Origin of the sequence: Caldibacillus debilis DSM 16016 (assembly GCF_000383875.1) — a bacterium.
Lineage (GTDB): Bacteria > Bacillota > Bacilli > Bacillales > Caldibacillaceae > Caldibacillus > Caldibacillus debilis.
The window spans coordinates 16736-38597 of record NZ_KB912913.1 but is presented as its reverse complement, the minus strand read 5'-3'; the positions used below and the strand labels follow the sequence as shown (position 1 = coordinate 38597).

Annotated in this window: 23 protein-coding genes and 1 riboswitch; of the genes, 7 read left to right on the top strand and 16 right to left on the bottom strand. The window is 54.3% G+C overall.

From position 1 onward, the window contains the following. Positions 1–10: 10 nt before the first annotated feature. Complete coding sequence (locus A3EQ_RS0114770) at positions 11–1492, bottom strand: NAD(P)/FAD-dependent oxidoreductase (RefSeq protein ID WP_020155928.1); 1482 nt, start codon at positions 1490–1492, stop codon at positions 11–13. A gap of 424 nt (positions 1493–1916) precedes the next feature. On the opposite strand from A3EQ_RS0114770, the gene A3EQ_RS0114765 reads away from it, so the two are divergent. Next, positions 1917–3287, top strand: a complete 1371-nt coding sequence (locus tag A3EQ_RS0114765) for an RsmB/NOP family class I SAM-dependent RNA methyltransferase (protein WP_020155927.1) — start codon at positions 1917–1919, stop codon at positions 3285–3287. A 685-nt stretch (positions 3288–3972) separates the two neighbouring features. Here the strand turns inward: A3EQ_RS0114765 and A3EQ_RS21245 are convergent. From A3EQ_RS21245 to A3EQ_RS0114695, 11 genes are all read right to left on the bottom strand, one after another. Beyond that, entirely contained in the window at positions 3973–4794 is an 822-nt protein-coding gene (locus tag A3EQ_RS21245) for a GDSL-type esterase/lipase family protein (RefSeq protein ID WP_169382711.1), read from the bottom strand. Between the two features lie 77 nt (positions 4795–4871). Beyond that, positions 4872–5447: an SCO family protein gene (locus A3EQ_RS0114750; RefSeq protein WP_020155924.1), complete on the bottom strand. Its 576-nt coding sequence runs from the start codon at positions 5445–5447 to the stop codon at positions 4872–4874. A 246-nt stretch (positions 5448–5693) separates the two neighbouring features. Further along, positions 5694–6536 carry a DegV family protein gene (locus A3EQ_RS0114740; RefSeq protein ID WP_211212069.1) on the bottom strand — a complete coding sequence of 281 codons (843 nt, stop codon included), beginning with the start codon at positions 6534–6536 and terminating at the stop codon, positions 5694–5696. Between the two features lie 51 nt (positions 6537–6587). Next, entirely contained in the window at positions 6588–7259 is a 672-nt protein-coding gene (locus A3EQ_RS0114735) for an SOS response-associated peptidase (protein WP_020155921.1), read from the bottom strand. Between the two features lie 2 nt (positions 7260–7261). Further along, complete coding sequence (locus A3EQ_RS0114730; RefSeq protein ID WP_020155920.1) at positions 7262–7780, bottom strand: dihydrofolate reductase; 519 nt, start codon at positions 7778–7780, stop codon at positions 7262–7264. After that, complete coding sequence (locus A3EQ_RS0114725) at positions 7777–8571, bottom strand: thymidylate synthase (RefSeq protein ID WP_020155919.1); 795 nt, start codon at positions 8569–8571, stop codon at positions 7777–7779. Before A3EQ_RS0114725 ends, A3EQ_RS0114730 begins: the two co-directional genes overlap by 4 nt. A gap of 446 nt (positions 8572–9017) precedes the next feature. Then, positions 9018–9752 carry a FixH family protein gene (locus tag A3EQ_RS0114715; RefSeq protein ID WP_020155917.1) on the bottom strand — a complete coding sequence of 245 codons (735 nt, stop codon included), beginning with the start codon at positions 9750–9752 and terminating at the stop codon, positions 9018–9020. A 61-nt stretch (positions 9753–9813) separates the two neighbouring features. Continuing rightward, on the bottom strand, positions 9814–10398 hold the full coding sequence (locus tag A3EQ_RS0114710) for a DeoR family transcriptional regulator (RefSeq protein WP_020155916.1): 585 nt from the start codon (positions 10396–10398) through the stop codon (positions 9814–9816). Positions 10399–10650: 252 nt separating this feature from the next. Further along, entirely contained in the window at positions 10651–11085 is a 435-nt protein-coding gene (locus A3EQ_RS0114705; RefSeq protein WP_020155915.1) for a BrxA/BrxB family bacilliredoxin, read from the bottom strand. A gap of 40 nt (positions 11086–11125) precedes the next feature. Beyond that, on the bottom strand, positions 11126–12244 hold the full coding sequence (locus A3EQ_RS0114700) for a conserved virulence factor C family protein (RefSeq protein ID WP_020155914.1): 1119 nt from the start codon (positions 12242–12244) through the stop codon (positions 11126–11128). Between the two features lie 98 nt (positions 12245–12342). Further along, positions 12343–12888 carry a hypothetical protein gene (locus A3EQ_RS0114695; RefSeq protein WP_020155913.1) on the bottom strand — a complete coding sequence of 182 codons (546 nt, stop codon included), beginning with the start codon at positions 12886–12888 and terminating at the stop codon, positions 12343–12345. Positions 12889–13071: 183 nt separating this feature from the next. Here A3EQ_RS0114695 and A3EQ_RS0114690 point away from each other — a divergent pair, with 183 nt between their 5' ends. After that, a complete protein-coding gene (locus A3EQ_RS0114690) occupies positions 13072–14226 on the top strand; it encodes an MGDG synthase family glycosyltransferase (RefSeq protein WP_020155912.1) in 1155 nt (384 codons plus the stop codon). Between the two features lie 81 nt (positions 14227–14307). Continuing rightward, the gene (locus tag A3EQ_RS21240; RefSeq protein WP_020155911.1) at positions 14308–14526 is read left to right on the top strand and encodes a DUF3892 domain-containing protein; all 219 of its coding nucleotides are present in this window, start codon (positions 14308–14310) and stop codon (positions 14524–14526) included. Positions 14527–14561: 35 nt separating this feature from the next. Here A3EQ_RS21240 and mntR read toward each other — a convergent pair whose 3' ends face one another. Continuing rightward, entirely contained in the window at positions 14562–14978 is a 417-nt protein-coding gene (gene mntR / locus A3EQ_RS0114680; RefSeq protein ID WP_020155910.1) for a transcriptional regulator MntR, read from the bottom strand. A gap of 317 nt (positions 14979–15295) precedes the next feature. Between mntR and cspD the strand changes: the two genes are divergently transcribed. Continuing rightward, positions 15296–15496: a cold-shock protein CspD gene (gene cspD / locus A3EQ_RS0114675; RefSeq protein WP_020155909.1), complete on the top strand. Its 201-nt coding sequence runs from the start codon at positions 15296–15298 to the stop codon at positions 15494–15496. Between the two features lie 525 nt (positions 15497–16021). Here the strand turns inward: cspD and A3EQ_RS0114660 are convergent. Both A3EQ_RS0114660 and A3EQ_RS0114655 read right to left on the bottom strand, forming a co-directional pair. Further along, positions 16022–17332 (bottom strand): nucleobase:cation symporter-2 family protein, encoded by a 1311-nt coding sequence (locus A3EQ_RS0114660; RefSeq protein ID WP_020155906.1) that lies wholly within the window; start codon positions 17330–17332, stop codon positions 16022–16024. Continuing rightward, complete coding sequence (locus tag A3EQ_RS0114655) at positions 17329–17925, bottom strand: xanthine phosphoribosyltransferase (protein WP_020155905.1); 597 nt, start codon at positions 17923–17925, stop codon at positions 17329–17331. Before A3EQ_RS0114655 ends, A3EQ_RS0114660 begins: the two co-directional genes overlap by 4 nt. Before the next feature lie 117 nt (positions 17926–18042). Then, positions 18043–18144: riboswitch (purine riboswitch) on the bottom strand. Between the two features lie 252 nt (positions 18145–18396). Between A3EQ_RS0114655 and A3EQ_RS22280 the strand changes: the two genes are divergently transcribed. From A3EQ_RS22280 to A3EQ_RS0114635, 3 genes are read left to right on the top strand one after another with little or no spacing between them, the layout of a single operon-like run. Next, positions 18397–18558 (top strand): cytochrome c oxidase subunit 2A, encoded by a 162-nt coding sequence (locus A3EQ_RS22280; protein WP_020155903.1) that lies wholly within the window; start codon positions 18397–18399, stop codon positions 18556–18558. Positions 18559–18580: 22 nt separating this feature from the next. Further along, entirely contained in the window at positions 18581–19057 is a 477-nt protein-coding gene (locus tag A3EQ_RS0114640; protein WP_020155902.1) for a cytochrome c oxidase subunit II, read from the top strand. After that, the gene (locus tag A3EQ_RS0114635; RefSeq protein ID WP_020155901.1) at positions 19054–20703 is read left to right on the top strand and encodes a b(o/a)3-type cytochrome-c oxidase subunit 1; all 1650 of its coding nucleotides are present in this window, start codon (positions 19054–19056) and stop codon (positions 20701–20703) included. The genes A3EQ_RS0114640 and A3EQ_RS0114635 overlap by 4 nt, the downstream gene beginning before the upstream one ends. A 218-nt stretch (positions 20704–20921) precedes the next feature. Here the strand turns inward: A3EQ_RS0114635 and A3EQ_RS0114630 are convergent, their stop codons facing one another. After that, positions 20922–21818, bottom strand: a complete 897-nt coding sequence (locus tag A3EQ_RS0114630; RefSeq protein WP_026499993.1) for a DMT family transporter — start codon at positions 21816–21818, stop codon at positions 20922–20924. Positions 21819–21862 lie beyond the last annotated feature (44 nt).

Sequence of the window (21862 nt, the reverse complement as noted above, 5' to 3'; positions counted from 1 at the left end):
TCTTTTTTATCTATCCTATCACAATTCCGGCCGGATCGGGGGAGGAAAGGGGCTCCTTCTTCAATTTTTCCGCGATGTCGCGGGCGATCCATACCCCGCAGGCGCTGGCCTGGGCCAGGCCGCGGGTGATGCCCCCGCCGTCCCCGCCGATATACAGATTGGCGATTTCCGATTCAAACCGGTCGTTCAACACCGGACGGGCCGAATAAAATTTCGCTTCCACCCCGTAAAAAAGGGTATGTTCGGAGGCGATGCCGGGGAGCACCCGGTCGAGGGCCTCCGTCATTTCCATGATGCTTTTCAGCGTATTGTAGGGAAGCACGAGGGACAAATCCCCGGGAACGGCTTCCTTCAGCGTCGGCTCGATGAACCCTTCCCGGATCCTTTTCTCCGTCGAACGCCTTCCTTTCAGCAAATCCCCGTACTTTTGCACGATGATCCCGCCGCCCGAAAGGATGTTGGCCAACCGGGAGATGGCGTGGGCGTATTCATTCGGCTGGTCGAAGGGTTCGGAAAATTGGTGGGAAACGAGGATGGCAAAATTGGTGTTCGGGCTTCCCAAGGACGGGTCCTGATAGCTGTGGCCGTTGGCGAGCATCGTCCCGGAATGGTTTTCCACCACCACATGGCCGGAAGGGTTGCTGCAAAACGTCCGGACCGTCGTCCCGACCGAGGATCGGTAGATCAATTTTCCTTCGTACAAATGGCGATTGATCTCCTCCATAACGATGTTGGACGTTTCCACCCGGACGCCGATGTCCACCTGATTGGACAGCATCTTCAAGCGCCGCTTTCTCATGATTTCCGTCAGCCAGGCGGAGCCGTCCCGGCCGGGGGCGAGCAGGATCTTTTTGGCCGTGACCGTCCCGCCCGACTTCAGGCGGACGCCCCGGGCGACATATTTTTCTCCCGTTTTGACCGTTTCGATGTCTTCCACTTCCTGCCCGAACATCATCTCCACATGGTCTTTCAAGTATTCGTAGATGCTTTGCAAAATCCGGATATTTTCCTCCGTCCCCAAATGGCGGATTCGGGCCCGCAGGAGCTTAAGCCCGGCGGCGTAGGCCCGCCTTTCGATCTTCCTGATTTCCTCCGTGTCGGGATCGGTGATCTCCGTCGGCGCGCCATGCTTCAAATTGATGGCGTCCACGTACTTGATCAATTCCAAGACGGTGGAATTCGGGAGATAATCGTTCAGCCATCCGCCGTATTCGCTCGTGATGTTAAATTTTCCGTCCGAATAGGCGCCGGCGCCGCCGAACCCGGCTGTGATCGAACAGGCCGGCAGACAGCCGGCAAACTTCTTCTTCCCGATGGCCGGCGGGCACTTCCGGATCTTCCCTTCCAAAATCGGACAGCGCCTCCGGTAGATATCATGCCCCTTGTCGATCAGCAGCACTTTCGCTTCCGGATGCTTCAATGTCAATTCGTAGCAGGCAAAAATCCCCGTCGGTCCCGCACCGACGACGATCACGTCATAATCGAAGCTCATCCGCCATTCCTCCCATCATGCGCAGGTCGTTCGTAAATTTAATGTCACAATAAAAATGTTACCGGATAAAACCAGCAAAATCAATATTATTTACGAATATTATAGATTTATATTTATACAATGTTCGTGTTTTTATCCGGCTGTCCGCGGCGAACCGGTCCCCTTTTCCGGATTCCGTTTCCCTTTTTATCCGTCCCTGTGATAAAATAGGGCTGTTTCCAAAGAGCCTGCCACGCGGAACAGGAATGGGCGGCCCCGCATCGGAAAAATTTTTTCTGAAAATGATCCGGGCTTCCCGTTCACCGGGAGATCCCCCGCATCTCTCGCCGCCGGTCAAGACATTTCCCGGCGATGGCCCGCGCCAAAACCGGGTTCCGCGCGACGCAAGGGAACCGAATGCTCACCGGAAAGGAGTGGAAACCGCATGCTCCCGGAGGAATTTGTGGAAAAAATGCGCGCACTGTTGAAAGAAGAAGCCGAACCTTTTCTGGAAAGCCTGGCCGGAGAAAAAACCGCCGGCCTGCGGATCAACCCCCTCAAGGTCGACGAAGAAACATGGAAGGCGATCAGCCCTTTTCCTTTGGAGAAGATCCCTTTTGTCACGGGCGGCTACTACTTTTCCCCGCGGAACGACAGGCCGGGTAAACATCCGTACCACGCGGCCGGCCTATATTACGTGCAGGAACCGAGCGCCGGTTTTCCGGCGGAGGTGCTGGATGCGAAGCCCGGGGACAGGGTGCTGGATTTGTGCGCTTCCCCCGGCGGAAAATCGACGCAGATCGCCGGCCATTTGCAAGGGAAAGGCATCCTTATCGCCAACGAAATATCCGGCAAGCGGGCGAAGGTTTTATCGGAAAACGTCGAACGAATGGGAATCAAAAATTGCATCGTGACGAGCGAAACCCCGGAAAAACTGGCCAAACGCTTTCCGGAATATTTCGATAAAATCCTGGTCGACGCTCCCTGTTCCGGGGAAGGGATGTTCCGGAAGGATCCGGAAACCACCATCTACTGGTCGCCGCGATTTGTGAAGAAATTGGCCGAGACCCAGTACCGGATTTTGGAAAAGGCCTTCGTGATGCTCCGGGAAGGAGGGACGCTGGTCTATTCCACCTGCACCTTCTCCCCGGAAGAAAATGAACAGGTGATCGAACGCTTCCTCCACCAGCACCCGGAAATGGAGCTGGTGGAGATCGAGAAAATTTCCGGCATTGCCGACGGAAGACCGGAATGGTCGAAACACGGTTCCCCCGAGCTCGCGAAATGCGCGAGAATCTGGCCCCACCTGGTCAGGGGCGAGGGGCACTTCGTCGCCAAAATGGTGAAAAAAGAAGGAGAGGGAAGCCGTTTCCCCTTTAGGGAAATGAAAGGAACGGTTTCCGGGGGGAAATTGAACGACTTTTACGAGTTTCAAGACCGGTATTTAACCGATGTGGATTTTTCCCGGTTTTTCCTCCTCGGCCACCGGCTTTACGCCCTCCCGGAAGGATGTCCGGATCTGAAGGATTTGCGGATCCTGCGGGCGGGGATCCACCTCGGCGACATGAAAAAAAACCGTTTTGAGCCGAACCACGCCCTCGCCCTCGCCTTGAAACGGGAAAATGTGAAACGGTCGTTGAACTTCTCCTCCGAGGAAAAGGACTGGGAAAAATTTTTAAAGGGGGAAACGTTAAAGGGGATCGGCCAGGACGGCTGGATCCTGATCACGGTGGACGGCTTCCCGCTCGGCTGGGGGAAGGAGGTCCAGGGGACGATCAAAAATTATTATCCGAAGGGATTGCGGATCATTTACTGAAGGAGGCCGGGAAGGGTCCCGCGCCGGATCGCGCCATCCGCCGAAGGAAAGGGGAGTTCCGGATGAGCCCCGATTCAAGGGAGATCGGACAAGCGGCTTAGAAACACAGAAAGCCATAGATCAACCGGGCGGGCATTTCAGCGTCCAAACCTGTCCTCGCGGCGGGTTTATCGATGGCCTGTTCCCGGCCGGAACGTCGGGGAGGTTAAACCGGGGCTCGCGGTTTCTCCATGGCTTGTCCTCCCAACCGGGGCTTCAACCTTCGGCCGCGTTTTGCCGCGGAAAAAACATGGGAAAAATTCCCCGCACATGCCGGGGCGGCCATGGGGCCGGCAGCCGGCAAGAACCGCAAAAATCGCGGGGGAAAACGAACAATGGGGATGTTTCATGCATTGCGCAAAGTAAGCGCTTAACAAAATAAGAATTACCGTGATGAGCCAAGCGATACGGCCGGAAAATCGGAACCAAAAGCGAATGAATGCACGGCCCCGATCAGCGGCAAAAAAAGCGGGGTCAAAAATTTTTATAATCCCGCCCTTTCCTTTTCTGCCATGGCCGACGGTGATGAAAAGGACGACAGTCAGTAAAGCAAGGACTGACGGTATCATTCCAGCCCCCGATTCCCGCTTTCCTTCGGAAGCGGGCAGGCCGTGCACGAAAGGGAATGATGCCCGCCGCGTCCGTCTCATTCCTCATCCGGCGTGCCGTAGAACTCCGCTTTGAAGGCGGCAAAGGCCTTCTCACCGATCCTTTCGTACCCCTCCCGGTTCGGATGGAAGGAATCCCCGGCGAGAAAATCCCTTTGCCCGCTGCGGAAGATGCCGGCGATGTCCACGAACCGGACGGATTCGTACCGGGACGCCGTCCTTTCCGCGGCACGGTTCCAATCCCCGACGATCCCGTTTAGGGCCTCCATCTCCGGAAGCCGGGATGCGAAGGGATTATACAGGCCGATATAGAGGATGGCGGCCCGGGGATTGACGTCCTTCAATCTCCGGAGAATTTCGTTCAGCCTCTCTTCAAACAGCTTCCGTTCGCTTTCGAAGATTTCCAGATTGAACGTCCGGAAGCTTTCCTTCGCGGCCGCCACCAGGTCATTGCCTCCGATGGAAAGGCAGATCAGGTCGGCTTCCTTGACCGCCCGGACCACCCTTTCCTCCTTCAGCATGCTCAGGAGCCCCCCGGACGTCAAACCGTTCACCGCAAAATTTTGCGCGGAAACCTTTTGGATCCCCCGCAACCCTTCCATCTTCCGCTCCAGAACGGGCAAATACCCCCCTTGCCCGGATTCATCCCCCGTCCCTTTGGTCAGGGAGTCCCCGAGGGCGGCAATTTGGACGGAGACCGGAAAAAAATCCGCCGGGATGCCGCCTTTCAGCAGCCGGTTTTCCGCGCCGGCCCATTCCGTGCCGGGATGCAGACCGGCCTGCCCCTGGCCGGAACAGCCCGGAAGGAGGACAAAGGAAAGGATTAAAACGGCGGATATGGCGATTCGAACGGCCCGCAAAGGGCAAGATCTCCTCATTCCAATCATTTTTTCCACCACGGATTCATGGGTAAAAAAAATCCGGTTTCCCCGGATCGTCACTCATTCAACAAAACCTTTATGTCATGGAGGATTTCATCATAAGGAACGTCCAAACCGTCATAATATTTGACGATGACCCCTTTTTGGTTCACCAAATAGAAATCGGTGCCGTGGATCACTTGATCGTCGTTTTTCGGCTTGTACACATGGGTTTTGAAAACATCCTTGGCGAACTGTTCGATGTGTTTTTGCGCATACCCCGTCAAAAAATGCCAATCGGACTGGTCTTCCGTAAACTTCGCCGCATATTCCTTCAGTTTTTCCGGCGTATCCACTTCCGGATCGACGCTGAAGGAAACCAGTTCCACGTTTTTCAGCCCTTCCTCCCTGATTCTTTGCTGCAGCCTGGCCATATTGGCCGTCATCGGCGGACAGACCGTTTCGCAACTGGTAAAAATAAAATTGGCCACCCAAACCTTTCCTTTCAAGTCGTCCAAGGATAAAGGTTCGCCGTTTTGATCCGTATACTCAAAGGAATCGACCGGCCAATTTTTGGCATTTTTGATTTTTTCCCTGCCGCAGCCGGCGATCAGGATGGACAGGGCAAGCATCGCCAAGGCAAACAAGATCATCTTTCTGCGTGTCAATTTTCTCCCCCCGATCTTTTCCATTTTACCATAGAATCAGGGAAAACTTTCGGATGTCCGGCCGCCTTTCTTGACAAAAATTTGACAAACAAGAAGAAAGGGAATCCTCCTTTCGGAAAAGATCCCCCTCCCTGCCGGTCCGCCCCCTGCGGAATCTCCTTGCGAACCCGGGCAGCCAAAGGAAACATGCCTTACGGGACACGGGCCGAAAAACGGACGGTTTTCACCGGGCTACTCCGCATAGTACATGAAGCCGATCGCCCCCGGGCCGGTATGGATGCTGATGACCGGGGTCGTCTTTTCCACCGGGATTTCCAGATGGGCGAAACGCTCCAGAATTTTTTCCTTCAAGCTTTTGGCGAGTTCAAGGCCTTCCGCATGGACGATGCCGATGCCTTTGACCGTCTTTCCCATCGTTTCGCGGATGAAGGTTTCCATTAAATGTCTGACCGCCTGGCGGTGGCTTCTGGCGTTGGTGACCGGGGTGTAGACGCCGTCTTCCAGGGAGGCGATCGGTTTGATGTTCAACAGGGAACCGAGCAATGCCTTCCCCTTCCCGATCCGGCCGCCCTTCACCAAGTTTTCCAGGGTGTCGACGACCACGTACAATTTCGTCTTCTGCCGGATGTCTTCCATCCTGCGGATGATCCTTTCCATCGGCAGGCGCTCCATCGCCATTTTCGCCGCTTCGACCACCTGGAAGCTCAAGGCCTTTGAGATGAAAAAGGAGTCGATGACCTTCACTTTTCCGCGAAAGGCTTCTGCGGCCATCCGGGCGGTTTGGATGGTGCCGCTCAATTTTCCCGACAAATGGATGGACAACACTTCATGCCCTTCCTTCGTCAGCTTTTCATAAATTTGCGAAAAGGCGGCAAAAGAAGGTTGGGACGTTTTCGGAAGTTCATCCGCTTCCTTCATCATGTGCAGCAATTCATCGGGAGACAGATCCACGCCGTCCAAATATGATCTTCCGTTCACGTGAATATGCAACGGAATCACATGGATCCCATAGCGGCGGAGGGTTTCTCTGTCCAGATCCGCCGTGGAATCGGTAACAATTCGAATACCTTTCAATTCATTCACATCCTGTCTGTTCATTTTTCCTTTACGCCCGCAGGGGATTTGTCATTCCTCCTCCGCCGGCCGGATGCACACCTCGCTTTCGTTTTTCGGAGAATTGACGGCCGGAGATACTTCGTAGGCGTAAAACAAATTCTCCGGCGCCGTTTTTAACAACGGGCGGACCTCCGGAAAGGGCTTGCTTTTGTCCAGCCAGGCGGCGATTTCTTCCCGGGCGGTGAAGATCGCGGGCATGCGGTCATGGATCTCCCCCAATTCCCCGTTGGCGGGGACGGTGATGATCGTGCACGTCGGGAGGCCGCCCGCCTCCCCGTCGTTTTTGTCCCACAGCCCGGCAAAGGCGAAGGGCTTTCCGTCCTGTTTCACGATGCGGTATGGCCGCTTCTTTCCGCCCTCCTCTTTCCATTCATAGTACCCGTCGGCAAAAATGATGCATCGCCGCTTGTCCAAAAGATGCTTAAAGCTCGCCTTTTCCTCGAGGGATTCGGCGCGGGCGTTGATCAGCGGCTTCCATTTTTTCGCATCCTTCACCCAAAACGGCACGAGCCCCCACTTCAAATAACCCGCCTTGTATCCTTCCGCCGCCTTGACCGCCGACAGCACCTGCTGGGACGGGGAAATATTAAAGCGCGGCACGTACCCTTCCGGAAAGAAGGACAGCTGAAACAGCGCCATCAACTGTTCGGCATCGGCGGTCAACGTGAACCTTCCGCACATGTTCACTCCTCCCTTCCGCCGGAAAGGGATCCGGGATCCTTCTTCACATAAACGAGAAATTCATAATCATAGGGATTTTTTTCATCCTTGATCCCTTTCGTCCGGGATGCGAGTTTCCATTCCCGCCAATCCGTTTCCGGGAAAAAGGCGTCCCCTTCAAAGTCGTGGTGAATGCGGGTAATGTAGAGCCGTTCCGCATAAGGGAGCAATTGCCTGAAGATCTCCGCTCCGCCGATGACGAAAATCTCCTCCTTCGCGCCGGCGGCGTAATCCAGGAATTCATCCAAACGGCGGAAGACGGTGCAGCCGGGCGGATGAAAACGGGCATTTTTCGTCAGGACGATGTTTTTCCTGCCCGGCAGAGGTTTTCCGATGGCCTCGAAGGTCTTCCTTCCCATGACGACGGGGCGTCCCATCGTCGTCTTTTTAAAATAGCGCATGTCTTCGGGCAAATGCCAGGGCAGCTGATTCTTCTTTCCGATGACCCCCTTCCGGTCCATGGCGGCGATGAAGGAAATCATACGCTGACTTCCCCCTTGATGTGGGGGTGGGGATTGTAATTTTCCAATTGAAAATCTTCGTAGCGGAAATCGAAAATATTTTTTACCGCCGGGTTGATTTTCATGACGGGCAACGGGCGCGGTTCCCGGGTCAGCTGCAATTTCACCTGGTCGATATGGTTGAGGTAAATATGGGCATCCCCGATGGTATGGATAAATTCACCGGGCTTCAGGCCGCAAACTTGGGCGATCATCATCGTCAACAAGGAATAGGAGGCGATGTTGAACGGCAGCCCCAAAAAGACGTCGGCGGACCGCTGGTATAATTGGCAGGAAAGCTCGCCGTTGGCCACGTAAAATTGAAAAAGAACATGGCAAGGCGGCAGCTTCATTTTCGGCAAATCCCCCACGTTCCAGGCGCTGACGACGAGCCTGCGGGAATCCGGATTCCGCTTGATTTCTTCGATCACTTCGCTGATCTGGTCGACCGTCCTTCCGTCCGCCGTTCGCCAGGAACGCCACTGATGCCCGTAAATCGGGCCCAGATCGCCGTTTTCATCGGCCCATTCATTCCAAATCCGCACGCCGTTTTCCTGCAGATATTTGACGTTGGTATCTCCGCGCAAAAACCATAGAAGTTCGTAAATAATCGATTTCAGATGCAATTTTTTCGTCGTCAAAAGGGGGAATCCCGCGCGGAGGTCAAAGCGCATCTGATAACCGAAGATGCTGATCGTCCCCGTGCCGGTCCGGTCCGCCTTTTTCACCCCGTTTTTTAAGATGTGTTCGCAAAGCTCCAAGTACTGTTTCATCCGTCGCCACTTCCTTTATTCCTTTCCTTTTCCTGATCCGTATCGGTCTTCCTTAAGGCATTCCCCGCCGGTCCCGCGGTTATCCCGCCCGGCACAGAGAGGATGTGCCGGGAACGGAAGGAAAATAAGCCGGGATCCGGGGATGCCTTTTCCTCCTTGTCCTGAAAAATTGCCGCCGGATTGTCCTGCCCGGCTTGAGGCCGGCCATCCGGCGGTTCCCTTTCGCCGACATACCGCGGAAATCGCGAATGAAGGCGGATTTTCGGGAAAGAAAAGCGGCTCCCGGCGGACGGGCGCAAACCCCGGAGCCGGACCGCTCGAACCCGTTATTATTCTCTTATTATAACATGAACCATCGCCTGATTCTATGAAAAAAAGAAATCCCCGGAACCCGCCTTCCCGGGGAAGATTCAATGCTAGAGAATAGGGCGGAAGCGGAGGCGGATTTATCGGACCGCCACTTCTTCTTCCTGATGGGTATGCAGCTTGCCCTCTTCTTTTTCCACATGGATCGTGATCCGGTAATTTCCTTTTTCCGGGAAGGTGTAGGAGGCCTTGTACGCGCCCTTCGCTGCCTCGGCGGCCGGGACCATTTCCTTTTGCGAGGCGCCGGTGCCGGCGATCTCCAACGTCACTTTCGCCTTTTCCAGCGGCGCGCCGTCCTTTTGGACATGGACGGTCAAGGCCGTTTCCTTCCCTGCGGTGATGGGATCTTCCTTCATCAGGTGGATGGCGACCTGCCCTTCGTCCCCTTCATGGCCCTGATGGCCGGCTTCTCCCGTCTCCCCGCTGCCGACGGTGATATTTTTCTTCGGCATGGTGTGCATGCCCCTCGCCGTTACATGGACTTGAACGGTATAGACGCCGTCGGCGGCGAAGGTCGTTTCCGCCGTATAGGAGCCGTCCCCGTTATTTTTTGCGTCGAGCATGCTGCTGTCGTCTTTCGCCCCTTCCTTCCATATTTCAAATTTTACTTCATCGGCGTCCTTTACCTTTTCTTTCCCCTGGGTCACGACGGCCCGCAATTCCACTTTCTCCCCGGGATCGGATTTTTCCGGGACCTCGAGGGCCACATCGATCATTTCCCCCCGGTCCCCATCGTGGCCTTCCTCTTCTTTTCCGCAGGCGCCAAGGAACAGAATGGCCAGCAATACGGCCATGATTCCGGCAAATTTTTTCATTCGGTTCATCCCCCTCGGTTTCTTTTTTTCGGGCTTTTTAAAATTCCCCGTACGGTCCTGTTCATCCGTGCCGGCAATGGCGGGCTTCCCCGCCCATTCTTCGCATCAGTTCTTCGGCCGCTTCCTTGAAAGAATACACCTTGCCCCCGAACCCTTTCACAAAATTTTCCGCATGTTCCCTCCATTCAAAGGGAAGCAGCTGGGGCTGGCAGCAGCCGATATGTACCGGCGTATCCATCACGTAGGCGGCAAGGAACGCGCTCATCGTCGTTTGCCTGAGAAAATCATAACAGATGGCCTGGATCACCTCATCTTCGCACTGATGCCAGCGGATCAGGCCGCAATGGGCGCAACAAAACACCTCGATCCGGTTGTCGGGCAGGATGAGGCGGAAGGAGAGCCGTTCGTTGATCCTCCGGCTGCAGTACGCACATTCATTGCCGGATGCCCCCGCGGATTGCCCGTTGTCCCGGAGGGCGACGCCGCCGAAGGTTTTGACGATCATCCCCTCTTCGATCAGCGGCTTCAAATCCCGGTGGATCGTCATTTCCGAAACGCCGAACCGTCGGCTTAATTCGGAAATTTTCAAATAGCCCTTCTGCAAAATCAACTCCTTGATTTTATTCCTGCGTTCCGCCGCCAGCACCGGAAATCCCCTCCCTTTCCCTTTGGCTGCGATGTTCAGTTTTGTTATTTTTTAACATGTTTTCACATTTTATAACTTCATTATGATGGATTTTCCTTCCGCCATCAATATGGAAAATGTGGACATTTTTTGAAAATCAATGAAAAAGCCCGCGGGCCCTGCCAGAAACCCCGGCCGGAACCCACGGGCTTTTGCGGCGGTCGGTTTCCCCCGCCGAAATCAACGCATAACCAACCAAAGCCGACGCCGGCTTCAGCAATATTCGTCGAACAATGCGACGAGATCGGCGGTGATTTCCTCCACGCTTCGGTATTCGATCTCTTCCCTCGGAATAAAGCGGACGAGTTTTCCGTCCTTCAAAAGGGCGAAGGAAGGCGACGAAGGCTCGCATCCGGTAAAGTATTCCCGCATTTTTGCCGTCGCCTCCCGGTCTTGACCGGCAAACACCGTCACGAGATGATCGGGCCGTTTCTCCGTTTCCGAAAGGGCCCTTATCGCCGCCGGCCTGGCCAATCCGCCGGCGCAGCCGCAAACCGAATTGACGGCGACAAAAACGGTTCCCGCCGCCTCCTTCATGAACCGCTCCACTTCCTCGGCGGTCAACAGTTCCTTGAAACCGGCCTTCACCAATTCTTCCCGCATCGGTTTTACGATTTGCCGCATGTATTCTTCATATGCCATGGACATGGCGACCGCTCCTTTCGTTCCTTTTTTCGCGCTTTTTGCGTCAAGTCTTTTTCCTCGCCTCGGTCATCCGCTTCCAAACGGATCCCGGGCCTTCCTGTCCGCCCCGGATCCGTTCGATGGCCATTTTCACCTGGAGGGCGACTTCAAACTCCGGATCGTTTTCCGCTTCCTGCAGAGCGGGCAAGGCCCGTTCGTCTCCGGTTTCATAGAGGAACATCGCCGCCCGCCAGCGGACGAGCTTGCTCGGGTCCTTCAACGCCTCGATCATCGCGTCCTGGGCTTCCGCATAGCCGAGGTCGCTCAAACAATCCCCCGCCGTCCGGCGGACGGCGACGTTTTTATCCTTCAAAGCCTCGTAAATATAAGGCAAGACGGCTTTGTCCTTGATCATGCCCAAATATACGACGGCCAGCCGCCGGATCGAAGGCTTCTCATCGGCCAGCGCCTTCCGCAAAACGGGCAAATCCTCCAGGGACGGCTCGGCCATCTGTTCGAGCAGGCGGTAGCGTTCCCGCCAATCGGGATGATCCAGCATTTCCGGCACGAGCTTGATATACTTGGGGCGGTACGTCTCCATCCCCTTGGCTTTTTTGACCAGCTCCTCCAAACGTTCCTCGGGGTAAGCCGCCTGCAGCTCTTCCACGACCGTCCTGCCGATTTCATCGAAATCCCCGTAACGGACCCCCTTTTCCACCCACTTCCGCAACAGGACGATGTTGTCGCCGGGGAGCTGGGCTTCCGTTGCCGCCTTCGCGAAGATCTCCGGCAGGCCGTAACGCCTTTCTTCCGCGGCGTCGGTTAATTTCACCTGCATCGGGATCCCTTTAAAATATTGGACAAACACCTGCACGGCGCCAAACTTTTCGGCCGGCGCCGGCTCCTTCCCGCCTGAGGCCGCTTCCGCTTCCCCGAATATTTCCCGGATCTCCGCCAAAATCGCCGGCCATTCATGCTTGGGGTTCCGTTCGACGGCCAAAAAGTCGGCGACGTGATAAACCCCCTTCACCCCTTCGATGGCGAGAATTGCTTTGATCTTTTCCGGCGCTTGGTCCATCGTCTCCTTTTTATAATTGTTCCGCTCCCCCCGGGGAAGCTCCTCGTCCAATATGACCTTCATCGTATTCGGACTCGGGGTCGGTTCAATACGGACGATTTTCATCGGACATCCTCCTTTTCAGAAAATTCCCTCTGGCCCCCGCGCGGATTCGCCGCCTGCCGTTCTTTGCTGAAGCGGGCCTTTCCTCCGGCTATTTTTTGTCAACCGGGAAAATCGATCAGGCGGTGCAAGGCGCGGACGGCATCGATGATGGCATCGACCATTTCGGGAATCCGGTCCGCTTCCTCTTCGAAGAGCGGCTGCTTCCGCTTGAGCAGGTACTGATGAAAGGCGGAATGCTGGCTGATCGTTTTTTCCCAATGGATATAGTATTCGTGGGAAAATTGCTCGTGGAGAAATTTGTCGACCCGTTTCCGCAGCACCTCGTTGAAATCTTCATACATCCGCAAATAGAGATTAAATTCCGCTCCCCCTTCCTGTTGGAGCGGGTACCATTCGGAGGCCATCTTCCAAAGATCGGCGTGGAACTCCGCTTTAATCTCCAGCTTATCCCCGTTGTACACATGGATTCTCTTGGCCTGGGGGGCGAGGTTCAACGAAAAAAGGAGGGAAAAGGTCCTGGACATATCGGCTAGGTTGATGAGATCGTTCCTCTCCTTAATTAATATTTCCCCCTGCATGTCATAATCATATAAATACCCTTCCAGAATGACTTTCATATTTTCATAGGCTGTCGGATCAAACATTCGACCGGTCTCCTTTTAGAATGAATTCCGCGGCAAAGGGCCGTTTCTCCCATTTTTCCCTATCGCCATTTTAAAAATATCGTAAAAATGATGCAAAAAATCTTTCCATTCCTTGTATTTATGATTTAATTAAAATATACATCATTTTTCCGCAAGTTAAAATTCCGGAGAAGGGGATTCATCGTGAAAGATTTGAAGATACTCATCCTGTACGCCAGTTACGGCAACGGCCACAAGCAGGCCGCCTATGCCCTTGAACAGGAATTTTATCGGCAAGGTGCCCAAAAGGTCATTTTGTCGGATGTATATATTGAATCATACCCGAAATTCGCGAATTTTACCCGCACCCTTTACGAAAAAAGCTATAAGCCTATCGGCTTGCCGATCTACAAGGCGTTCTATTACGGGACGGACAGATATTCCCGGAGCGGCCTCGCCTATTTGAGCCAGTTCATCGGCCTGAAGCGGATCAGGGAGATCATCGAAAGGGAGCGGCCGGACGCCATCATCACCACTTTCCCGATCCTTTCGGCGCCCAAGCTCGGCAGCACGGAACAATATGCGATCCCGACCTATACCGTGATCACCGATTACTGCCTGCATTCCTTTTGGATTCATCCCAATATCCACCGCTATTTTGTCAGTTCCGACAAAGTCGGGGAAGAGCTTCACAAGTTGGGGGTGGCGCGGGAAAAGATCGTCGTTTCCGGGATCCCGATCCGCGCTTCCTTTGAATCGGAGCCGGATGTGGAAAAATTTTACAGAACCTATCCGGTCGATCCCGCAAAAAAAATTGTCACCGTTGTCGCGGGAGCCGTCGGCCAGCTGCGCAATGTGGAAAAACTGGTGCCGGAAATCCTGGAAAACCGGGATATCCAGGTGATCGTCATTTGCGGCAACAACGAAAAGCTTTACCAGAAGATCGTCCCCCTGAGGGAGGAATACCCCGGACGCTTGACCGTTTTCGGCTACGTGGAAAACATCCACGAGATATTGGCCGCCTCCTATTGCGTCATTACGAAGCCGGGGGGAATCTCCATCACGGAAGCGGCGGCGATGAAGGTTCCGTTGATTTTTTTCAAACCCGTTCCCGGCCAGGAAAGGGAAAATGCCGAGTTTTTCCAGGCGTCGGGGGCGGCCTTCGTCACCTACCACCTTTCGGAAATCAAAGAGAAAATCAATTGGCTGCTGCGGGACGGAAACAAGCAGCGGGAGATGAAAAAGGCGATGGAACGGATCTACAAACCCCACGCCTCCGGAACGATCGTCTCCGAGGTGATCCGTTCCCTCGAAAACCGTGTCCCCTATCCTAAAACGGCAGCCTCCAAAGAAAAATAAAACCGGCCCCGCCCTTTCGGCGGCGGCCGGATATTTTTATTCCTTCATGGGAAAGATGGATAAAAAAAGGAGGGGAAACCCTTGGAATACCTCACGGCCGTCGAACGGAACCGCCAGGGGGAGATCATCAATTTCCAAACTTCCGAAGGAAGGATCATCTCCTACCGCAAAGCGGCGGAGGAAATAAAAAACGGGAAGATCGGCCGGGCGCAAGTCCTGCCGGACGGTTCCGGCCTGCCGAAAATTGTCCCCGACGATCCCGGGGACCAGGACTTTGCCGGCTATCCTCCCATTTTTTAGCAATAAAAATCGGCGATCCCGCCGATTTTTGATTTTTATTCGAGCCTCATTTGGAATTGTTTCAACTCGTTCAACCGTTCCGGATTTTCCTCGAAATATTGGACCAGATCCCCGATCCTGTCGATCGCGTTCCAGCTCAGATGATGTTCGATCCCTTCCACGTCCCGGTAAATATTTTCCTCGTCCACCCCGATCATCTGCAAAAATTGTTCCAGCAAATCGTGGCGGTAAACCAGCCGTTTCCCGATCTTTTTCCCTTTCGGGGTGAGAACGAAACCCCGGTATTTTTCATATACCAAATATTCGTTTTTATCGAGTTTCTGAACCATTTTCGTGACCGATGAAGGATGGACGGACAGCGCGTCGGCGATATCGGAAACCCGGGCATAGCCTTTCGTTTCGATCAGCAAATAAATTTGTTCGATATAATCTTCCATGCTCGGTGTCGTCATATCTCTTTCCTCCAAGACGAACATCGGCCCGTTTTTCGGACATGGGCCCGTTATTATCTAAAGTGTACTATAGAAAAGGAGCGGGAACAAGGAGATAATGCAAAAAATGGCGCGGCAAAAGAATTTTAAAATTATTTCCTCCAACTTCCTTGACTTTGCCGATCGGTTCATGTATAGTTGAGTTAATCAAAACTGAATATCCTCCGCTTTGAAGTAGAAGATATTCCGGTATCCTCCACTTCGAATGGGAAGATATTTTAGTTTTTGATTGAAATTCTGTTGCACGTGCAAGTGCTCGATATTTAGGAGGAAAAAAAATGCAAACCGGTAGAGTAAAATGGTTTAACAATGAGAAAGGTTACGGATTTATCGAAGTGGAAGGTGGGGGCGACGTCTTCGTACACTTCACCGCCATCCAAGGCGAAGGGTACAAGACGCTGGAAGAAGGTCAAGAAGTTTCCTTTGAAATCGTGGAAGGAAACCGCGGACCTCAAGCAGCGAACGTGGTAAAATTATAAACGCAACCGAAGACAAATTCCAATAGATAAAACCGGCCGGCTGAGCCGGCTTTTTTTATGTCCGCATTTCCATATCCGCATTTCGTGACCGAACGTCCGGGCCACGAATCGCGAAGCACCTCCCCCTTGACCGGCCGGGACGGCCGCCCGATCCCCGGCCCGGCGGGGATGACCGGGCGATCGGAAGATTCGGACCCGGCCGCCGTCCCGATTTTCCTTCCGATTCCGCGGTCCCGGGGTCCGCCGCAGACGGGTGGGATTCAAAGGGAGAAGAAATACTTTCCTTGGGCTTTCCCGACAACGTCCGCCGCAGACGGGTGGGATTCAAAGGGGCGAAAAGACGAACAGCCTTCCCGGCCTGCCGTCCTTTCCCGCGCCCGGGCTTGGCCAGGTCCGATTTTCCCCAAAAGGAAACAAACGAAAGAACGGGGCCCTTCCCGACGGGCCGCGTCTTTGCAGCCGGACCCCTCCCCGAACCGCCGTCCGGAGAAGGCCGGCTTCCGGCGCCCCTTCAGGGAATCCCCGTCATTTCGCGGGGACGTTTTCCGCGGCCAGCTGGGCTTCCATCCCTTTTCCCCGGGTCAAATTAAAGATCAGGTTCAAAAGGATGGCCGTCAGGCTGCCGATGACAATCCCGTTGGAAGTGATGATTTGCAAGGCCCCGGGCAGCCGTTCGAACAGATCCGGGGCAACGGTGACGCCCAGGCCCATGCCGATGGAACAGGCCATGACCAATAAATTTTCCTGTTTCGAAAAATCCACCGTGCTCAACATTTTAATGCCGTAGGCGATCACCATCCCGAACATGGCCATCATCGCCCCGCCCAATACCGATGCCGGGATGATCGTCGTCAAAGCCCCGAGCTTCGGCACCGAGCCCAAGGCGATCAAAAAGGCGCCGGCGGTATAGATGACGTTCCGGCTCTTGACGCCCGACAGCTGGATAAGCCCCACGTTTTGGGAAAAGGTGGTATACGGAAAAGAATTGACGATGCCGCCCAAAAGGATGGCGATGCCTTCCGAACGGTAGCCCCTGGTCAAATCCCGGTCGTCCGGCCGCTTATCGCATATGTCCCCGAGGGCGAAATAGACGCCGGTGGATTCGACCAAACTGACGACGGCGACGATCGTCATCATTAAGATGGGCGCCAAATGGAACTCGGGAAGGCCGAAATAAAAGGGTTGCGCCACTTGAAAAACATCCGCCTCCCGGACGGCGGAAAAGTCGACCTTACCGAAAAAGGAAGCCGCCGCGGTTCCGGCGATCAGCCCGAGGAGGATGGCGATGGACCGGACAAAACCTTTAAAAAAGCGGAAGATGGCCAAGATCAGGAGCAAAGTCCCGAAGGACAACAAAATATTTTCCGGAGAGCCGTAATCCGGGCTCCCTTCGCCGCCGGCCATATTCCCCACGGCCACCGGAATCAAGGTCACCCCGATGATCGTCACGACCGATCCGGTGACGACGGGCGGGAAAAATTTGATCAGTTTGCTGAAGTGCTTGGCGATGAGGAGGACGACCGCCCCCGAAACGAGAATGGCTCCGTATATGGACGGGATCCCGTATTGATTTCCGATTTCGATCATCGGCGCGACCGCGGTAAAGGTGCAGCCTAACACGACCGGCAAGCCGATCCCGAAAAAGCGGTTCTTCCAAACTTGCAAGATGGTCGCGACACCGCACATGAAAATATCCACGGATACGAGATAAGTCAATTGCTCGGCCGTCAATCCGAGGGAGCTCCCGACAATCAAAGGAACGATGACAGCCCCCGCATACATGGCCAACACATGCTGGATGCCCAAAGAAGCGATTTTTCCCCCTGACAATTTCATCGCGCGTAAACCTCCCTTTTTGTATCGGCAAAATGAATGACGCCGCCCGCCAGCGACTCGATTTTCGCCAACGATTCGACCCGGATCCCCTGTTTCCGCAGGAGGCTTCCGCCTTCCTGGAAGCTTTTTTCAATGACGATCCCGATCCCTGCCAAGGATGCCCCCGATTTTTCCGTGATCTTCACGAGGGCGCCTGCCGCCTGGCCGTTGGCCAAAAAATCGTCGATGATGAGAACCCGGTCATCGGCGCTCAAAAATTTCTTTGACACCGAAAGTTCGTACTCGCTTTTTTTCGTAAAGGAAAATACCTTTTCCGAATAAAGCGCATCCGTCATTGTGACCGACTTCTTTTTCCTGGCGAAAACGACAGGCACCCCGAGATGCAAGCCGGTCATCACGGCCGGCGCGATTCCCGACGATTCCGCCGTCAGGACTTTCGTCACCCGGTCATCCCGGAAACGGCGGGCAAATTCCCGTCCGATCTCGTCCATGAACAACGGATCGATCTGATGGTTCAAAAACCGGTCCACCTTCAAAATGTCCTCTCCCAGGACGGTTCCTTCCTTCCTGATCTTTTCAATCAGCTTCTCCATCCTTTCACCTCCCTGAATGATTCCGGAAAAAAGAAAAGCCAAAAATCATTGTACCCACCTCGATCTATGAGATGAGCAATGACTTTTGGCAAAACGGTCATGATCCAAAAAAGACAATAGGAGTCATCGCTCACCCATAGTCAGGTTATTTACGGTAACCTGGTAGAGACTTGCAAGCCATATCCTTGCAATTATATGAGTGAGTACAACAATTTTATTGGTTCCATTATATCATTGGCAGAAAGGAAATCAACCGTTGAAATGAAATGAAAGCGTTTCATTCCCTGAAAATTTTATCCCGGCCGGGACCCGTTTGGGGGAAGAAACAAAAAATTTCGTTTTTTTCACGAAGATTTCACATTCGGCCTTCGTATATGTGACTTTTATCACAGTTTAAGACTATTTGCCCTATTATGATGATAGTAACCGGTATAATCGGTTAAGGTTCGCATGAATAAAGGAGGGTGGATAATGGCAAAGGCCGCATTGCAAAATGATACGGAAAAGAAGAAATGGAAGGACGCCGAAGAATCCGGAAACCTGAAAGGGACGCTCGTTGCCGTCATGACGATGGGCGTATTGATCATCGCCGTCTGGTTGGGCGTATTCCAGTTGTTTTTAAACCGTCCGTAAATGAAGGGGGTAAAAGGGCATTATGCATAAGTATGAAAAAATATGGCTCGTTTTTGGTATCGGTGCATTAATTTTCTTTTTATCCGTCATCGGCGTCAGCGCCTTCTATCTGGGAAATCAGCCGCCCAGCTGCTTGGCGACCATCGACCCCGATAAGGTGGATCAGACGGCGCCCTTCAACGAACCGGGTTTGAAGAAAGTGGAAGGAAAAGACTGGGATTATGAACTCGTCTATGTCGCCCAAGCGTTCAGCTACACGCCGAACGAAGTGGAGATTCCGAAGGGTGCCAAGGTCAAATTCATCGTGACGACGAAGGACGTCATTCACGGCTTCGAAGTTGCGGGGACCAATGTGAACATGATGGTCGAACCCGGATATATCAGCGAAAAAGTCGCGACCTTCGATAAACCCGGGGAATATTTGGTGCTTTGCAACGAATATTGCGGAGCCGGGCACCACATGATGTATTCCAAGATTAAGGTGGTGGAAAATCAATGAGTAAAGCGCTGACAAAAATCGACCGGAAAGACGCCAAAATGGTGATGGCCCATTTATACGTCGCCTTCGTTTCCCTGGCCATCGGCGGATTGTGCGGCCTGCTTCAGGTGCTCGTCCGTACGGGGAAGGTGCAGCTTCCCGCGGGAATCAGTTATTATCAAATTTTGACCGTCCACGGCGTCATTCTCGCCCTCGTGTTGACCACATTCTTTATCATCGGATTCCAATTCGCCGCCATCAGCCGGACGGCCGGCACCCTGTCGAACGGGATCCGGAAAACGGGATGGGCCGGCTTTTGGACGATGCTGATCGGCACCGTTCTTGCGGCAACCATGATCCTTTTGAACGAGGCATCGGTCCTGTATACCTTTTACGCGCCGTTGCAAGCCCATTTTCTTTTCTATTTGGGACTGACGCTGGTCGTCGTCGGCAGCTGGATCAGCTGCGCGGGCATGGTCGCCGCTTACGTAAAATGGCGGAAGGCGAATCCGGGGAAACCGGGCCCGCTCCTCACCTTCATGTCCGTCGTAAACGCGGTGCTGTGGTTCATCGCCACCCTGGGCGTGGCTGCCACCGTCCTGTTCCAATTGCTGCCCTGGTCCATGGGCCTTGTGGATCGGGTCAACGTCGCCGTCAGCCGGACCTTGTTCTGGTATTTCGGCCACCCGCTCGTCTATTTCTGGCTCTTGCCCGCCTATATGTGCTGGTATGTGATCATCCCGAAGGTGATCGGCGGAAAGATGTTTTCGGACACGATGGCCCGTCTGGCCTTCATCCTGTTCCTGATCTTCTCCATCCCGGTCGGATTCCACCACCAATTGGTGGAACCGGGGATTGATCCGGCATGGAAATTCATTCAGGTCATTTTAACCTTCATGGTTGCCATCCCGTCTTTGATGACGGCGTTCGCCATGTTTGCGACCTTTGAATTATACGGCCGTTCCCAAGGGGCGAAAGGCCTGTTCGGCTGGGTGAAGAAGCTGCCTTGGAACGACGCCCGCTTTACCGTCCCGTTCATCGGGATGCTCGCCTTCATTCCGGGGGGCATCGGCGGATTAATCAACGCTTCCCACCAATTGAACGCGGTGGTTCACAACACGATCTGGGTGACGGGCCACTTCCATTTGACGATCGCCACGACGGTAATTTTAACCTACTTCGGGGTTGCCTATTGGCTCGTTCCCCACTTGACGGGCAGGGTTTTGACGAAAAAAATGAACCGCCTGGCGATCATCCAAGGGGTGACATGGGCGGTCGGCATGACCTTCATGTCCGGCGCCATGCATGCGGAAGGCCTCCTCGGCGGCCCGCGCCGTTCGGCATTTTCCACTTACGGTGACGCGCCCCAGGCCCTGGAATGGATCCCCTATCAAATCGCCCAGGCGGTGGGAGGAGCCATCCTCTTCCTGTCGATCATCCTGTGCCTGATCATCTTCATCAATCTGGCCTTCTTCGCTCCGAAGGGGGAAGAAGAATTCCCGGTGAGCGAAGCGAGCGAACATGCGGCGCAGCCGTCCCCTGTTTTTGAAAACTGGAAATTGTGGGTGGGGATCACTGCCGCATTGATCCTGTTCGCCTACACGATCCCGTTTATCGACATGATCCAAAACGCGCCTCCCGGGGCAAAGGGCTTCAAGCTTTGGTAACGGGAACAGCCTCACCGTAATGGTGAGGCTGTTTTTATGGGGGTTCTCCCCGCAGGCCGGTAAACGGCTTGTCGAGGGCAACCCCCGGTTTGTTTGTGCAAGTTTGCACCCGATTTTTTCCTTCCCGAAGGCCCCCCTCTTCTAAAGAATCGGGGCGCCTATCCCCCGTTTTTTCTTCCGCTGAAAACCGCCGTCCGCGACGCAAGAAACCTGCGGTCCTACCCCGCCTGTCCGATGTTCCCCTTATCTTCCTTCTGAACGAGGAGGACGGAGAGAAGGACGACGATCCCGCCGATCCATTGGACGGGGGCAAAGCGTTCGCCGTATAGGGTCATCCCGATGAGGAAGGCCACCACCGGTTCCACCGTCGCCAGAACGGCGGCCACGCTGCCGTCCACCCCCCGCAGGCCTTCCGTATACAGCAGATAGGCCAGCACCGTCGGAACAAAGGCGAGGCCGAGGGAAAAAAGGAGGGCCTTTCCGTCGGCGAGCAGCGGAAGCTTTTCCCAGAGCCGGGTGTACGGAACCAAAAACAGGGAAGCGGCTAAAAAGGTATAGAGGGTGGTGGCAAAGGATGAATAATGTCTGATGCAAAATTTTCCGAAGATCGTATACAGCGCGTACCCCAACCCGGAACCGAGGCCGGCGGCAAATCCGAACAGGCTGCTTCCCGAAAGCCGGTCATCCATGACGCCGGACAAAAGAAGGCAGCCGGCCATCGTCCCTGCCACGCCCCATCCCTTTCGCCGGGAGAAGGGCTCCTTCAAGAAGAGGACGGACAAAAGGGCGACAAAAGCGGGAGCCGTATACAGCAGGATGACCGCCAGCGATACGGACAATTCGTTGATGGCGGTAAAATAGCACCAATTAAAAAAGACGATGCTGAAGATCCCCGTCCCGACAAAATAGGGAAAATGACGGATGTCCAGCCGGAGCTCCCCCCGCCGGCGGAACATGCCGAAGAAGCCGAGGAGCAAAAAGGCAAAGGCGGCCCGCACCGCCACGATCTCCATGGCGGAAAAGCCGATGGCCGTTAAATTTTTTACGAAGACGGAAATGAGCCCCCACAGGGAAGCGGCCGCCACGATGAGGAAATGGGGACGGTATTTTTTCATGCCGATCACCCGCAAATAGGGATGACTCGAGGAGCCATCCCGGC

Bases quoted from the DNA above. Each gene is read 5' to 3' on its own strand.
- A3EQ_RS0114750 (WP_020155924.1), bottom strand. From the start codon at position 5,447: ATGATCTTGTTTGCCTTGGCGATGCTTGCCCTGTCCATCCTGATCGCC.
- cspD (WP_020155909.1), top strand. From the start codon at position 15,296: ATGCAAACCGGTAGAGTAAAATGGTTTAACAATGAGAAAGGTTACGGA.
- A3EQ_RS0114630 (WP_026499993.1), bottom strand. From the start codon at position 21,818: ATGAAAAAATACCGTCCCCATTTCCTCATCGTGGCGGCCGCTTCCCTG.
- A3EQ_RS22280 (WP_020155903.1), top strand. From the start codon at position 18,397: ATGGCAAAGGCCGCATTGCAAAATGATACGGAAAAGAAGAAATGGAAG.
- A3EQ_RS0114765 (WP_020155927.1), top strand. From the start codon at position 1,917: ATGCTCCCGGAGGAATTTGTGGAAAAAATGCGCGCACTGTTGAAAGAA.
- A3EQ_RS0114725 (WP_020155919.1), bottom strand. From the start codon at position 8,571: ATGAAACAGTACTTGGAGCTTTGCGAACACATCTTAAAAAACGGGGTG.
- A3EQ_RS0114770 (WP_020155928.1), bottom strand. From the start codon at position 1,492: ATGAGCTTCGATTATGACGTGATCGTCGTCGGTGCGGGACCGACGGGG.
- A3EQ_RS0114730 (WP_020155920.1), bottom strand. From the start codon at position 7,780: ATGATTTCCTTCATCGCCGCCATGGACCGGAAGGGGGTCATCGGAAAG.
- A3EQ_RS0114735 (WP_020155921.1), bottom strand. From the start codon at position 7,259: ATGTGCGGAAGGTTCACGTTGACCGCCGATGCCGAACAGTTGATGGCG.
- A3EQ_RS0114635 (WP_020155901.1), top strand. From the start codon at position 19,054: ATGAGTAAAGCGCTGACAAAAATCGACCGGAAAGACGCCAAAATGGTG.
- A3EQ_RS0114695 (WP_020155913.1), bottom strand. From the start codon at position 12,888: ATGTTTGATCCGACAGCCTATGAAAATATGAAAGTCATTCTGGAAGGG.
- A3EQ_RS0114705 (WP_020155915.1), bottom strand. From the start codon at position 11,085: ATGTCCATGGCATATGAAGAATACATGCGGCAAATCGTAAAACCGATG.
- A3EQ_RS0114660 (WP_020155906.1), bottom strand. From the start codon at position 17,332: ATGAAATTGTCAGGGGGAAAAATCGCTTCTTTGGGCATCCAGCATGTG.
- A3EQ_RS0114700 (WP_020155914.1), bottom strand. From the start codon at position 12,244: ATGAAAATCGTCCGTATTGAACCGACCCCGAGTCCGAATACGATGAAG.
- A3EQ_RS0114640 (WP_020155902.1), top strand. From the start codon at position 18,581: ATGCATAAGTATGAAAAAATATGGCTCGTTTTTGGTATCGGTGCATTA.
- A3EQ_RS0114655 (WP_020155905.1), bottom strand. From the start codon at position 17,925: ATGGAGAAGCTGATTGAAAAGATCAGGAAGGAAGGAACCGTCCTGGGA.
- A3EQ_RS0114715 (WP_020155917.1), bottom strand. From the start codon at position 9,752: ATGAAAAAATTTGCCGGAATCATGGCCGTATTGCTGGCCATTCTGTTC.
- mntR (WP_020155910.1), bottom strand. From the start codon at position 14,978: ATGACGACACCGAGCATGGAAGATTATATCGAACAAATTTATTTGCTG.